At 70.1% G+C, this 12,769-nt stretch carries 13 protein-coding genes and 2 tRNA genes; 9 read left to right on the top strand and 6 right to left on the bottom strand.

The features are described from left to right. The first annotated feature begins 36 nt into the window (after window positions 1–36). From ABQJ56_RS04510 to metX, 3 genes are read left to right on the top strand one after another with little or no spacing between them, the layout of a single operon-like run. Window positions 37–468, top strand: coding sequence for a cytochrome c-type biogenesis protein (locus ABQJ56_RS04510; protein ID WP_367844010.1), 432 nt, complete (start codon window positions 37–39; stop codon window positions 466–468). Further along, on the top strand, window positions 465–1,505 hold the full coding sequence (locus ABQJ56_RS04515) for a tetratricopeptide repeat protein (RefSeq protein ID WP_367843795.1): 1,041 nt from the start codon (window positions 465–467) through the stop codon (window positions 1,503–1,505). Before ABQJ56_RS04510 ends, ABQJ56_RS04515 begins: the two co-directional genes overlap by 4 nt. A gap of 2 nt (window positions 1,506–1,507) precedes the next feature. After that, window positions 1,508–2,620, top strand: coding sequence for a homoserine O-acetyltransferase MetX (gene metX, locus ABQJ56_RS04520; protein ID WP_367843796.1), 1,113 nt, complete (start codon window positions 1,508–1,510; stop codon window positions 2,618–2,620). A gap of 9 nt (window positions 2,621–2,629) precedes the next feature. Here the strand turns inward: metX and ABQJ56_RS04525 are convergent, their stop codons facing one another. Next, the gene (locus tag ABQJ56_RS04525) at window positions 2,630–4,120 is read right to left on the bottom strand and encodes an alkaline phosphatase family protein (RefSeq protein ID WP_367843797.1); all 1,491 of its coding nucleotides are present in this window, start codon (window positions 4,118–4,120) and stop codon (window positions 2,630–2,632) included. A 256-nt stretch (window positions 4,121–4,376) separates the two neighbouring features. On the opposite strand from ABQJ56_RS04525, the gene ABQJ56_RS04530 reads away from it, so the two are divergent. Beyond that, entirely contained in the window at window positions 4,377–4,958 is a 582-nt protein-coding gene (locus ABQJ56_RS04530) for a cysteine dioxygenase family protein (protein ID WP_367843798.1), read from the top strand. A gap of 25 nt (window positions 4,959–4,983) precedes the next feature. Beyond that, window positions 4,984–5,069, top strand: a tRNA-Leu gene (locus tag ABQJ56_RS04535). An 83-nt stretch (window positions 5,070–5,152) separates the two neighbouring features. Here the strand turns inward: ABQJ56_RS04535 and ABQJ56_RS04540 are convergent. Next, window positions 5,153–5,545, bottom strand: a complete 393-nt coding sequence (locus ABQJ56_RS04540; protein ID WP_367843799.1) for an HU family DNA-binding protein — start codon at window positions 5,543–5,545, stop codon at window positions 5,153–5,155. A 111-nt stretch (window positions 5,546–5,656) separates the two neighbouring features. Then, window positions 5,657–7,597 carry a formylglycine-generating enzyme family protein gene (locus ABQJ56_RS04545; protein ID WP_367843800.1) on the bottom strand — a complete coding sequence of 647 codons (1,941 nt, stop codon included), beginning with the start codon at window positions 7,595–7,597 and terminating at the stop codon, window positions 5,657–5,659. 104 nt (window positions 7,598–7,701) lie between these two features. Between ABQJ56_RS04545 and ABQJ56_RS04550 the strand changes: the two genes are divergently transcribed. The 4 genes from ABQJ56_RS04550 to ABQJ56_RS04565 all read left to right on the top strand — a co-directional run bounded on the left by ABQJ56_RS04550 (window position 7,702) and on the right by ABQJ56_RS04565 (window position 10,051). Then, window positions 7,702–8,814 carry a ribonuclease D gene (locus ABQJ56_RS04550; RefSeq protein ID WP_367843801.1) on the top strand — a complete coding sequence of 371 codons (1,113 nt, stop codon included), beginning with the start codon at window positions 7,702–7,704 and terminating at the stop codon, window positions 8,812–8,814. Between the two features lie 73 nt (window positions 8,815–8,887). After that, window positions 8,888–8,963, top strand: a tRNA-Ala gene (locus ABQJ56_RS04555). Window positions 8,964–9,079: 116 nt separating this feature from the next. Continuing rightward, window positions 9,080–9,664, top strand: a complete 585-nt coding sequence (locus ABQJ56_RS04560) for a DUF1415 domain-containing protein (protein ID WP_367843802.1) — start codon at window positions 9,080–9,082, stop codon at window positions 9,662–9,664. A 45-nt stretch (window positions 9,665–9,709) separates the two neighbouring features. Then, window positions 9,710–10,051, top strand: a complete 342-nt coding sequence (locus ABQJ56_RS04565) for a YkgJ family cysteine cluster protein (RefSeq protein WP_367843803.1) — start codon at window positions 9,710–9,712, stop codon at window positions 10,049–10,051. 158 nt (window positions 10,052–10,209) lie between these two features. Here ABQJ56_RS04565 and ABQJ56_RS04570 read toward each other — a convergent pair whose 3' ends face one another. The 3 genes from ABQJ56_RS04570 to ABQJ56_RS04580 are packed head-to-tail and all read right to left on the bottom strand — an operon-like array spanning window position 10,210 to window position 12,766. Further along, window positions 10,210–10,917, bottom strand: a complete 708-nt coding sequence (locus ABQJ56_RS04570) for a pseudouridine synthase (protein WP_367843804.1) — start codon at window positions 10,915–10,917, stop codon at window positions 10,210–10,212. After that, window positions 10,914–11,981: a class I SAM-dependent methyltransferase gene (locus tag ABQJ56_RS04575; protein WP_367843805.1), complete on the bottom strand. Its 1,068-nt coding sequence runs from the start codon at window positions 11,979–11,981 to the stop codon at window positions 10,914–10,916. The genes ABQJ56_RS04570 and ABQJ56_RS04575 overlap by 4 nt, the downstream gene beginning before the upstream one ends. Further along, the gene (locus ABQJ56_RS04580; protein ID WP_367843806.1) at window positions 11,978–12,766 is read right to left on the bottom strand and encodes an AcvB/VirJ family lysyl-phosphatidylglycerol hydrolase; all 789 of its coding nucleotides are present in this window, start codon (window positions 12,764–12,766) and stop codon (window positions 11,978–11,980) included. The genes ABQJ56_RS04575 and ABQJ56_RS04580 overlap by 4 nt, the downstream gene beginning before the upstream one ends. Between the last annotated feature and the right edge of the window lie 3 nt (window positions 12,767–12,769).

Consider the following 12,769-nt stretch of genomic DNA (forward strand, 5'->3'; position numbering starts at 1 on the left):
CGGTCGCGGCTGAAGCCGCTCCTACGGACAGCGTTGCTGGCGCTGCTGGCGTTCGCCGGCCACGCTTTCGCCGCCAGCGGCGCGATCGAGCCGCTGCCGTTCAGGGACCACGCCCAGGAAGTGCGCTTCCAGAACCTCACGAGGCAGCTGCGCTGCATGGTCTGCCAGAACGAGAACCTGGCCGACTCCAACGCCGACCTCGCCCGCGACCTGCGGCTGGAAGTGTTCCAGCTGATGCAGCAGGGCAAGAGCGACGACGAGATCAAGCAATACCTGGTGGATCGCTATTCCGATTTCGTGCTGTACGACCCGCCACTGAAGCCGGGCACCTGGCTGCTGTGGTTCGGGCCGCTGGCGATCCTGCTGGCCGGCGGCGCGGTGGTGGCGGTGGCGATACGCCGGCGCAACCGCAACGATGCCACGACCGATGCCGGCAACGAAACGGCCGACACGGGGGACGACTGGTGAAGCTCGCGTTCTATCTGGCCGCCGCCGCGATGGTCGCGGTGGCGCTGGCCCTGCTGCTGGTGCCGCTGCTGCGCGAAGGCCGTCGCCATGGCCGCTCGCGCGGCGTGTTCGCGCTGGCGCTGGGCATCGCCCTGCTGCTGCCGCTCGGCGCGGGCGCGCTGTACCTGCACATCGGCGCCCCGGTCGCGCTGGACGGCGTGCCTGCCGCCGCCAAGCCCATGGATTTCGGGCAGGCGCTGACCGAGCTGCGTGCGCACCTTCGACAGCAACCGGGTGATGCGCAAGGCTGGACCCTGCTCGCCGAGGCCACCACCGCGCTGAAACAGCCGGACGAGGCGCGCGACGCCTGGGACCATGCGCTGAAGATCGACCCGAACAACGTGGCGGCGATGGTGGGTTGGGCCGAAACCGATTCGATGGCGCGCGGCGACCACCTGATCGAAGGCCGCGCGCTCGACCTGCTGCAACACGCGCTGGAACTGCAGCCGGACAGCCAGCGTGCCCTGTGGCTGCTCGGCATCAGCCAGTTCCAGCACGCCCGCTACGCCGATGCCGCCGCCACCTGGCGCAAGCTGCAGCCGCTGCTGGAACCCGCTTCCAGCGTGGCCGGGGCGGTCGCCGAGCAGATCGCGAACGCCGACGCCCGCGCCGGCATCAAGCCCGCGGCCGAACCCGCGCCGGCCACGCGCCAGGACGCCGCGCTGAAGGTGGAGGTGAGCCTGGCGCCCACGCTCAAGGACAAGTTGCAGCCGGGCGACCAGCTCTACGTCTACGCCCGCGCGGTGAGCGGCCCGCCGATGCCGCTGGCGGTGGCGAAGCTGGCGGCCACCACGCTGCCGGCCACGGTCACGCTCACCGATGCGATGGCGATGACGCCGGAACTGAAGCTCTCCTCGGTGGCGCGCGTGCTGGTGGCGGCACGGATCAGCCACAGCGGCGAGCCGATCGCCCAGCCGGGCGACCTGGAGGGCAGCGCCGGCATCGTCGACACCGACCGCAAGACCCCGATCACCATCGCCATCGACAAGGTGCACTGAGGATGGCCGACGCCCGTCGCTACTGCACCCTGCCCTCGCCGTTCCCGATGAAGCGTGGCGGTGCGCTGCACGGCGCACGCGTGGCCTACGAGACCTGGGGCACGCTGAACGCCGCACGCGACAACGCCATCCTCGTGCTCACCGGCCTTTCGCCCAGCGCGCACATGATGTCCGGCGCGGAAGACCCCTCGCCCGGCTGGTGGGAAGGCATGGCCGGCCCCGGCAAGGCCATCGATACGGACCGATGGTTCGTGATCTGCGTGAACTCGCTGGGCAGCGACAAGGGCTCCACCTGCCCCGCCTCGACCAACCCCGCCACCGGCGAAGCGTACCGGCTGGATTTCCCGGAGCTGTCGCTGGAGGACGTGGCCAACGCCGCACACGTGGTGGTGCGGGAGCTGGGCATCGCGCGCCTCGCCTGCCTGGTCGGCTGCTCGATGGGCGGCATGGCCGCGCTGGCCTACATGCTGCTGCACCCGGACACGGTGCGCGCCCACGTCAGCGTGGACACCGCGCCGCAGGCGCAGCCCTTCGCGATCGCGATCCGCTCGCTGCAGCGCGAGGCGATCCGGCTCGACCCGCAGTGGGCCAACGGCGGGTACGACATCCACGGCGACGGCGAGCGCTATCCCGACATGGGCATGAGCATCGCGCGCAAGCTGGGTGTGATCACCTACCGCTCCGCGATGGAGTGGAACGGGCGCTTCGCACGCATCCGCCTCGACGCCGAGCAGCGGGAGGAGCAGCCGTTCGGCTTCGAGTTCCAGGTGGAGTCCTACCTGGAAGGCCACGCCCGCCGTTTCGTGCGCAGCTTCGATCCCAACAGCTACCTCTACCTCTCGCGCGCCAGCGACTGGTTCGACATCGCCGAATACGGCGGCGGCAGCGTGATGGAAGGCCTCAAGCGCATCCGCATCGAGCGCGCGCTGGTGATCGGCGTCAGCACCGACATCCTGTTCCCGCTGGAGCAGCAGGAGCAGATCGCCGCGGGCCTCGAAGCCGCCGGCGCCAACGTGGATTTCGTGGCGCTGGACTCGCCGCAGGGCCATGACGCCTTCCTGGTCGACATCGAGAACTACAGCCGTGCGATCGGCGGCTTCCTGGCAAAGCTGTAATCCCGTCACTCAATGCCTGTTGACTGCCTTCCATGCAGCCACGCGCTGGCGGATGTAGGTTTCATAATCGTCCGCGGTGCGCAGTGATGTGCGATCCGGCGTGGGGGCGGCGACCGGCAAGGCTGCCGCCAGGTCGGCATACACCTCCTGCAGATGCGAGGGCCGCCCGGCGGCAGGATTCGCTCCGCTGGACACGGGCACGACGACACCGGCGAGCGGATCGTCGGTGCGCGCCGCGGCCAGCGTGAGCACGCCACCGACATCGACTGCAGCCGCGTCGCGGGCGGTCAGCGCCGGCAGGCTCCAGCGTTGCTCGATCGTCTTGAGGATGGCGGTGTGGTCGAACGGCATCGCGCCCGCCGGCACGCGGAACACCGTGCCCGGCGCGATCCACGGCGATATGAGCAGCGTGGGCACGCGCGGCCCGAAGCGCTTGAAGTCGAAACCGAATTCGCCCGCCGTGGCATCCGGCGGCACGGCATTGGCCGGCGGCGGCACATGGTCGTAGCAGCCGCCGTGCTCGTCCCAGGTGACGATCAGCAGCGTCTCGTTCCAGGCCGGCCCGTTGCGCAACGCGTAGTAGACGTCGTGGATCAGCTGTTCGCCCAGGGCGACGTCGTAGTTGGGGTGCTGGCTGTTCCCGCTCGATCCCCAACTGGGCTCGAGGAAGGTATACGGGGCCAGCTGGCCCTGTTCGGCGGCGGCCTGGAAATCGGCGAATTGGCCGAAGTGCGTATCCGCCGCGCTCGCCGTGTCGCTGAACGTCAGCCGCGTCAGCGGGTCGGCGTCGTAGCCGTAGATCGTCCAGTCGAGATCGTGCTGCGAGAGCAGACCGTAGATCGTCGGCGCGGTGAACGACTTGGTCTTGTCGTCCATGTGGCCCTGCGAAGTCGCCGCGTGGACAAATGCGCGGTTGGGCAAGGTCTCGGTGGGCGCCGAACCGAACCAGTGATCGCACACGGCGAAGCCGCGGGCGAGCGCCGACAGCACCGGCAGGCTCGTCGGCGTGTGCATCGCCATGATGTCGGCCGCGGTGGTGCCGGGGTAGATCGACCATTTTTCCGCGGCTTCCCAGACCAGGGTGGCGGCGAAGTTGTCGACGAAGCCGGCATTGCCCGCCGCGGGCGGCACGGGCGGCGTGTTGCTGCCGAACAACTGCGCGTTCGTCGCCGTGTAACCCTCGCCGGGGTCGGCGCCGGGCAGGAAATAGGTGTTCGCCAGCGCCGGCGGGATCCGCGATACCGCGATGCTCGTGCCGTTCGCGCTGTCGGGGTTTGATTCCTTGCCGGTCAGGCCCTCGAACGGCTGGCCGGCGGGCGAGACGTTGTCCGTGTCGGCATAGAGAAACCCGAGCATGTGGTCAAACGAACGGTTCTCCAGCATCAGTACCACGATGTGGTTGATCGCGCCGAGCCCGCTCGCGGCCGCTCCGTGCCTGCCCACCCGATGGTGCCGCGCGGCTTTCTTGTCGCCGCTCCCGCGTTTCGAATGTGTAGCCATGTCTGTCGCCTCGAATCAGCATCCTTGCCGAGCTTAGGGATGTCCCGATCAACGCGGCATGATGTCCGGAAGGCATCGCGGATCGGCGTGCGCCACGGCTGCGACGAGAGCGATCACCGGGCGCGTCGGGACGGGCGCCTTGCAGCGCCCTCACGCCGGATTCGTGACGGCATGGTGCGCCCGGAGCCCATGCTTATATCGTCATTACCAACTATCATGATGACCGGATTGTTTCACGCTTGCGCACGGAGTCCCCATGCTCACCACCGAATTTCCAGGCTGCCGCCAGCTGATAGCCGCGATCGACACCGCGGTCGCCCAGAGCAGCACGCCGGCGATCACCGACAGCCTGCGCAACAGCCTGTGCCGGCTGATCCGCGGCAACGAAATCCAGCTGCCCGACTGCGTGCTGGAAACCGCCGAGGGCCGCTACGCACGGCGCGAGCTGTACCGCAGCGAGGACCACGGCTACTGCGTGGTGGCGATGACCTGGGGACCCGGCCAGGGTACGCCGATCCACGACCATGCCGGCATGTGGTGCGTGGAAGGCGTGTGGCGCGGCGCGCTGGACGTGGTGCAGTACGAGCGCCTCAACGACACCGACGGCCACTGCCACTTCCAGCCCGTGGGTTCCGTGCAGGCCGGTCCCGGCTCCGCCGGCAGCCTGATCCCACCGCACGAGTACCACACCATCCGCAACCCCAGCGACCGCGACATCGCGGTCAGCCTGCACATCTACTCCGGCAACATGACCCACTGCGCCGTGTTCCAGCCGCTGGCCGGCGACAATGGCTACGAATGCTGCGACCGCCAGCTGGGCCTCGACCCGGTGCACTGATCCCGGCATAATGCGCGATCCACATGCCGGTGTGGCGGAATGGTAGACGCGGCGGACTCAAAATCCGCTTCTGGCGACAGAGTGTAGGTTCGAGTCCTATCACCGGTACCACGGAACAGAACAAAGGCCGCTTGCGCGGCCTTTGTCGTATCCGGAGATGCCTGCCTGGTATTCCCGGGCAGGCACCAGCGCGCTCAGAGCGCGGCGTCCTTCAGCTTCTTCAGCGGACGCACCTTCACCTTCACCGTGGCCGGCTTGGCGGCGAACACCTGCTCCTGCTTGGTGAACGGGTTGATGCCGGTGCGCTTCGGCTTGGCCGGCACCTGGATCGCGTTGATCTTGAACAGGCCCGGCAGGGTGAACTGGCCGGCACCCTTCTTGTGCACGGCGCCGAGCACGGCGTGCTCCAGCGCGGCGAGGACGGCCTTGACGTGCTTGGTCTCGACGCTGGTCTGCTGGGCGATGTGGGAGATCAGGCCGGACTTGCTGAGCGTGTCCTTGATCGGCTTGATCGCGGCGGGAGCGGCCTTCGGCGCCGGCTTGGCGGCCTTGGCAGGGGCTTTCTTGGCAGTGGTCTTGGTGGCCATGGGCATCCATCGTGGTTGAGTAAGGCACCGCCTCCAGCGAGGCGATGGCCATGCGGCCTGCACAATCTACGCGAATTTAGGGGCTTTGGTGTAGTGCGATGCGGCAGAAAATCAAAGCTCGCGCACCACGCGGAAGCCGACCCGGCCGCTGCGCACGCTGGCATCGGCACCCTGCCGCCAGGCCGAACGGGCCTGTTCAGGCGAGCTGCCCCACGAACCGCCGCGCAGCACGCGCACGCCGCAGCCGGGGTTGAGCCAGGCGCTGCCGTCGACGGGCGCGCGGATGTAGTTGTCGTGCCAGCAGTCGGCCGTCCATTCGGAAACGTTGCCGCCCATGTCGTAGAGGCCGAACGGATTGGGCGCGAAGCTCATCACCGGCGCCGGCCCCCAGTAGCCGTCGTCGTAGCCGCGGAACGCGTGGTTCCAGCGCCGGCCGCTGGGCGAGCGATCCCTCGAGCCGGTGAGGTTCTCCACCTTGCCGGTGGGCATGCCGTCGCCCCACCAGTAGCGCGTGCTGGTGCCGCCGCGCAGCGCGTAGGCGAACTCGGCCTCGCTGGGCAGGCGGTATTTCCTGCCGGTGTGCTGGCTGAGCCAGTCGGCGTAAGCCTTGGCATCGCTCCAGGAGATGTTGACCACCGGCAGGTTGTCGGCGGCCCGGTGGCCGGCGTAGTCGTCCTGCCAGGTGGCGTTGTCGTCGTCGTGCATGGCGCCGCTGCGTTCGTCGTAGACGCTGGCGCCGCCGAGTTTCACCGCATCGGGCACGTAGCCGCTCTCGCGCACGAACTGGCGGAACTGGCCCACCGTGATCGCGCTGCGCGACATCGCGAAACCCTGGTCGATGCTGACCTTGTGCTGCGGCTGCTCGGCCGCGCTGCTGTCGCTGTCGCCGTCGGCCGCGCCCATCAGGAAGCTGCCGGTGGGAATCACCACCATCGCCGGCGCCTGCCCCGGCAGGTCGACGTAGCGGTCGCTGAACACCTGGCCGGGCTTGTGGCTGGCGTAGAGCTGCGCGTTGACCAGCTGCTGCTCGAACGCGGCGAGGCCGGCCAGCTGCGGGCTGATCGCCTGCGCCTGCGCGGCGAGCTGCCTCGCCATCGCCAGGTTGCCGGCATCCAGCGCGGAATGCGCCTGGCTCAGCACGCCGCTGGCGTTCGCCGCGCGCATGTCGTCCACCCGCTGGCGCACGTCGTGCAACTGCTGCGAGCCGGGGCGGATCGCCTGCGCCTCGGCCAGCACCTTGTCCGCGCCGGCGAAATCGTTCTGCGCCACCGCGGCCAGCGCTCGGTCCAGCACCACGCGCTGCACGTCGAGCACGCCCTGCTCGGCCACCGCGTTCTGCGGGTCGAGCTGCTGCACCTGGCGGTAGATGTCCAGCGCGCTGCGGCCCGCGGGCTGGTCCGCCTTGCCCTGCTGCAGCAGGCCCGCCGCCTGCGCCAGCAGCGGGCGCACGTCGGTGAGCGTCTTCAGCGCGGCCGCGAGGCGCGTCACGTCGTCCTTGCTGTCGGGCAGCTGCTGCAGCGCCGCCAGCTGGTCGCTCGCATCGTCGGCATTGCCCAGCGCGATGTCACGCTCGATCTGCGCCACCAGCCGCGCGCGCACGTTGATCACGCCCTGCGCGGCGCGGCGGCTGTCGGGCTTGTCCTTCGCGGCCTGCAGGTAGAGCGCGGCGGCACTGTCCTTGTCGCCGGCCAACTGGCCGGCGGCGAGCGCCTTGTCGGCGCGATCCAGCAGGGCGCGCACCTTCGGCGGATCGGGCGTCAGCTGCTTCGGCAGCTTCGCATGCTCGCGGCTGAGCCGTGCGGCGATCACCGCCGTGGGCGCCAGGGTCAACGGCGGCCCGGCGTTCAGTTCCTCGGCGGCCGGCTCGTTGGCCGTCGCCATGCCGCCGGGCGCCGCCGCCGGCAACGCCGGCACGTTGCGGCGCACGACCTCGTCCGGCTCGGCATGGAACAGGCGCGGAAAGAAGTGGTAGCCGAGTCCGCAGGCCAGCACGACGATGCCGATCACGCCGCCGAGCGTGCGTTGACGATGCAGCGTGATGTTGCTCGGCATGCTTGGGCGTTCCCGGATCGGCCTGTTATCGTGCGTCGCTCACCATATGTCACGACCGATGACGGGGCAATCCACGCTCCGCGCTTTTCTGAGGATACCCGCGCATGCCCCTGCCCGACGCCACCGCCGACTGGATCGCCGACCGCGCCACGCTGCAAGCCTGGCTGGACGGCGTGCCGGCGGGTGCCGTGGTGGGGCTGGACACCGAGTTCATGCGCCGCGACACCTTCCATCCGCAGCTTGCCCTGCTGCAGCTGGGTTGCCGCGGCCGCCATGCGCTGGTCGACCCGCTGGCGTTCGCGATCGACGATGCGCTGCAGCCCGCGCTGGGCCGCGGCGACGCCATCACCGTGATGCACAGCGCCGGCGAGGACCTGGAAACGCTGGCGCCGCTGCTGCCCGACGGCCCGCGCGTGCTGTTCGACACCCAGATCGCCGCCGCCTTCGCCGGCATGGGGCTGGGCATCAGCTACCGCGCGCTGGTGGCCGAACTGTGCGGCGACGAGCTGGACAAGGGCGAGACACGCTCGGACTGGATGCAGCGCCCGCTCACCGCCTCGCAACGCAGCTACGCCACGCTCGACGTGGTGTACCTGGAATCCATCCACGCCCAGCTGGCCGAACGGCTGCGCCAGCGCGACCGCGGCGGCTGGTTCGCCGAAGACTGCGAGCGCCTGAAGCGCCGCGCCAGCCATCGCGACGGCGACCCGCAACCGCAACGCGCGCTGCGCGGCGCCGCCGAATGGCCGAAGGAACAGCAAGCCCTGCTGCGCCGCCTCCTGCTGTGGCGCGACCGCAGCGCCCGCGCGCTGGATCGCCCGCGCCCCTGGCTGCTGGACGACGCGCTGGCGATGAGCCTGGCCCAGCAGCCGCCCGCCCGCCTCGCCGAACTGGAACAGCGCGGCCGCGGCCAGCGCGCCCTGCGCAGCGCCCAGCGCGGCGAGCTGTTCGCCCTGCTGTGCGATCCGGTCGAGGTGGGGGAGATCGCCGCCACCGTCGCCATCCCCGCCCATCCGCAGGGTGCGGCCAAGCAGGCATTGAATGCGATGAAGGCCCTGGTCGACGCGCGCGCCACCGAGCTGGACCTGCCGCCCGGCCTGCTCTGTCCGCGCAAGGTGCTGGAGGAATACGCGGTCACCCGCGAGTGGCCGGACTTCCTCGACGGCTGGCGCCGCGAGGTGCTGCACGAGCGCCTGCCCGCCCTGCTGCCCGGTTGAGACAGGCATCCGCCGGAACCGCTGCGGGGTCTTGGCGCGACCGCCAGCCACTGCTAAGATGCGCGACTCGCGTGGGGCGGTAGCTCAGCTGGGAGAGCGTCGCGTTCGCAATGCGAAGGTCGGGAGTTCGATCCTCCTCCGCTCCACCAACCAAACATCCCGGAATATCCTGCAAGTCCATGAAACCGCGCTACGGCGCGGTTTTTCTTTGGCCGCGCGCCGTAGCATGGTGGCGCGGGCAGCAGCCCATTCCCGAGGCGCCCCCATGCACCAGCCCAGCGACGCGATCACCGCCGGCCTCACGCCCGCGGACACGCCCTATATCGAAGCGACCCGGCGCTGGGTCGCCCGCGCGGTGGTCGGACTCAATCTGTGTCCGTTCGCGCGGGCGCCGTTCGCGCAGGAGACGATCCGTTATGCGGTGAGCCATGCGCGCGACGCCGACGCCCTGCTCGACGACCTGTGCAGCGAATTGCAGGGCCTGGCCGCCGCCGACCCGGCCGACTGCGAGACCACCTTGCTGATCCATCCGCAGGTACTCGGCGACTTCCTCGACTTCAACGACTTCCTCGATGTGGCCGACGCCGCGGTGGAGACGCTGCGGCTGGATGGCGTGCTGCAGGTGGCCAGTTTCCATCCGCACTACCAGTTCGCCGGAAGCGCGCCGGATGACATCGGCAACCTCAGCAACCGCTCGCCCCATCCCGTCCTGCACTTGCTGCGCGAGGCCAGCGTGGAACGCGCGATGGAGGCGATGGGCGATACCGACGCGATCTACCGGCGCAACATCGAGACGCTGCACCGGCTCGGCCTCGCCGGCTGGCAGGCGTTGCGCGACGGCGGCGACTGAACACGCGGTTCACATGCCGCGCAGCGATAGCTGCCATGCTGACGCGTGAACACCGACACCGATACCGACCCCTACGCCGAGAGCGTCGACCCGCGCGTGCATTGCGATCGCTGCGAGGCGGTCTGCTGCCGCCTTACCGTGGTGCTGATGCCCGACGACCACGTGCCTGCCTGGCTGATACACCGCGATGCCAGTGGCCTGGAGACACTGGCCAAAGGCGAGGAAGGCTGGTGCGCCGCGCTCGACCTGGTGCACATGCGCTGCAGCATCTACGAGGAGCGCCCCGGCATCTGTCGCAAATACGCGATGGGCGGCCCCAGCTGCCGTCACGAGCGCGGCAAGTGGCGCGACGCGCACCCTTTCCCGACGCCGGTGGTGCTGCGCTGAGAGGCTGCGACTAACAGTCTCTCGGCGCCGCCACGGATGGCCGCTCGCGAATCGGCCACGCAAGTGGCTGATCCGCGGAGGCGCGTACGGACAGGTGGCGGACGCGCCGCTGGAAAATTCCGCAGGCCGCGGAATTTTTCACGGGCCCTGCCGGCGGCTCACGTCGTGCCGGCGAAGATCCGCGCCACCCCGTCCGCCCCCAGCGCGCACCATTCGCCCGGCGCCAGCGCATCCAGCGCGAGCGCGCCGACGGCGACGCGATGCAACGTTTGCACCTGGTTGCCGGTGGCGGCGAACATGCGCCGCACCTGGTGATAGCGGCCTTCGTGCAGCGTCAATCGCGCCTGGCGCGGCCCCAGCGCCTCCAGCCGCGCGGGCAGCAAGGGCGTGGTCTCCGATTCCAGCATCAGCGTGCCGCTGGCGAACAGGGCGCCCTCGTCGCCGCGCAGGTCCTCGGCCAGCGTGGCCTCGTAGACCTTGGCCACGTCCGCCTTGGGCGAGATGATCCGGTGCAGCAGCGCGCCGTCGTCGGTGAGCAGCAGCAGGCCCGAGGTGTCGCGATCGAGCCGGCCCACGGTGGAGAGCGCGGGCTCGCGCACGCGGTAGCGCGGCGGCAGCAGGTCGTAGACCACGCGGCCAGGGTCCTTGCGCGAGCAGGTGACGCCCAGCGGCTTGTGCAGCATCAGCACCAGGCCGGGCGGCGGATCGAGCGGCTCGCCGTCGATGCGGATGCGCGCGTGATCGACCTTGTCGTCGGCGTACAGCACTTCGCCGTCGGCGTCGGTGATGCGGCCCTCGCGGAACATCCACGCCACGTCCTTGCGGCTGCCGTAGCCGAGGTTGGCGATCAGCTTGACCAGTTTCATGCGCGGACCCCGCGTGCCTCGATCACCTTGAAGCCGTCCTGCAGGGCGAGTTGGCGCACCTTGGCGAAGCGCGCACCGAGCAGGGCTTCGTACGGCAGGTGGCGGTTCGCCACGATCAGCAGGCGGCCGGCTGCCGCCAGCGCATCGGCGGCGCTGGCGATGAAGGCTCGGCCCAGCTCCGGCAGGTCGGCGCGCCCCAGGTGGAACGGCGGGTTGCTGACGATCGCGTCGTAGCGCTGCGGCAGGCCGCGGGTGACATCGTGCCAGTGCACGCCGACGGGAAGGTCGCGCCCCGCGGCGCGCAGCGCGTTCGCGGTGTTGCGGCGCGCCGGTTCCAGCGCACGCGCCTCCGCCTCGTACAGGTCCAGCGCGGCGATGCCCGGGCAGCGCGCGATCAGCTGCGCGGCGAGGTAGCCGTAGCCTGCGCCGAGGTCGGCCACGCGACCGCCGAGGTCGGCGGGAAAATGCGCGGCAAGCAGGGCCGAGGCGCGGTCCACGCGGTCCCACGCGAACAGGCCGGGGCGGCTCCACCAGCCCTCCGGGGTTTCGCGCGGCGCGTCCAGTGCACGCCATGCGTCCTGCAGGGCACGGTCGATCGCCTCCGCTTCCGGCGTGGCCCAGAACACCCGGCAGTGATGCTTGGACAGGCTGCCCGCCACGCCGGCGAGCTGCCTCAGGTCCGCCTCGCCGGACTTCGCGCCTTCGGCCTTGGCCATGCTCGCCACCAGCGTGCCACCCGGGGCGAGACGGTCCAGCGCGCGGGCGAACAGGGCCCGTGCCTCGTCGCGCTGGCGCGGCGGCAGCAGCAGCACGAGCGGGTAGGTTTCGCCGGGCGACGGCTCGCCCACGCGCAACCCGCAACGCGCCAGCTCGCCGGCGAACGGCAGGAAGCCCTGCTCGCACAGCCAGCCGGATTGCGCGATTTCACGCAGGCGCACGCCGGCGCGGGCGCGCAGGAACAGCACGCGGGCGTCGGCCGGCAACTTCAGCACGCCGCTGTCGAAAGGCACGAACAGGGTGGACAGCGCGGCCTCGGGCGCGTCCGCGACGAACCCGCCGCTCACGGCTGCGCAGGCGCCGCCGCGGTGGCGCCTGCCGCAGGCAGCTCCCCGACCATCTGCGCCGCCAGCGGCTGGTAGCCGCCCTCGAAATGGTGGTCGCCGTTCTTGGCATGCACGGTCACCCATGCAGGCAGGCCGGGATCGGTGCACAGGGCGTCGTCGGCGTCGTCCTTGCCGTAGTAGCAGACCACCGGAAACTGCCGCTTCAGCGCCACCACCGGCGGCAGCGCGTCGTAGTGCGGCACCTTGTTGAACTTCTCCAGCACGGTCTTCACGAAGGCCTTGAAGCGGCCCTGGGTGATCATGTAGCCCTCGAACTGGATCTCGAAGCTGGCGTCGCGGCTGGGCGAGAGCAGCACCAGCTGGGTGATGCGCGCGCGATTGGCGGGGCTCAGCTTGTCGATGATGGTGGGCAGCACGTCGGCGCCGAAGGAGAAGCCCACCAGCCACACGCGCCGCTTGTGCCACTGGCCCAGGTACTTCGTCATCAGCGCATCCAGCTGCTGCGCAGCCACGTCGGGCGAGCGGCTGCGCCAGAAATACTTGAACACGTTGACGCCCAGCACCGGAAGGCCATCCGCCACGAAGGCGTTGCCGAGCTGCTTGTCGAGGTCGGCCCAGCCGCCGTCGCCGGAATACAGGATGGTGAGCACGTCGTCCTTGCCCGCCGGCGCCGGCACGCCGGCCGCGGGCGTGAGCACGATGGTGGATTGCTCCAGGCTGGGCTTGGAGAACGGCGTCCAGACCAGGGCCAACCCGAGCACGCACGCACCGATACCAGCCCACATGAT

Source organism: Rhodanobacter geophilus (assembly GCF_040812275.1).
Lineage (GTDB): Bacteria > Pseudomonadota > Gammaproteobacteria > Xanthomonadales > Rhodanobacteraceae > Rhodanobacter_A > Rhodanobacter_A geophilus.

Bases quoted from the DNA above. Each gene is read 5' to 3' on its own strand.
- metX (WP_367843796.1), top strand. From the start codon at position 1,508: ATGGCCGACGCCCGTCGCTACTGCACCCTGCCCTCGCCGTTCCCGATG.
- ABQJ56_RS04525 (WP_367843797.1), bottom strand. From the start codon at position 4,120: ATGGCTACACATTCGAAACGCGGGAGCGGCGACAAGAAAGCCGCGCGG.
- ABQJ56_RS04530 (WP_367843798.1), top strand. From the start codon at position 4,377: ATGCTCACCACCGAATTTCCAGGCTGCCGCCAGCTGATAGCCGCGATC.
- ABQJ56_RS04540 (WP_367843799.1), bottom strand. From the start codon at position 5,545: ATGGCCACCAAGACCACTGCCAAGAAAGCCCCTGCCAAGGCCGCCAAG.
- ABQJ56_RS04545 (WP_367843800.1), bottom strand. From the start codon at position 7,597: ATGCCGAGCAACATCACGCTGCATCGTCAACGCACGCTCGGCGGCGTG.
- ABQJ56_RS04550 (WP_367843801.1), top strand. From the start codon at position 7,702: ATGCCCCTGCCCGACGCCACCGCCGACTGGATCGCCGACCGCGCCACG.
- ABQJ56_RS04560 (WP_367843802.1), top strand. From the start codon at position 9,080: ATGCACCAGCCCAGCGACGCGATCACCGCCGGCCTCACGCCCGCGGAC.
- ABQJ56_RS04570 (WP_367843804.1), bottom strand. From the start codon at position 10,917: ATGAAACTGGTCAAGCTGATCGCCAACCTCGGCTACGGCAGCCGCAAG.
- ABQJ56_RS04580 (WP_367843806.1), bottom strand. From the start codon at position 12,766: ATGTGGGCTGGTATCGGTGCGTGCGTGCTCGGGTTGGCCCTGGTCTGG.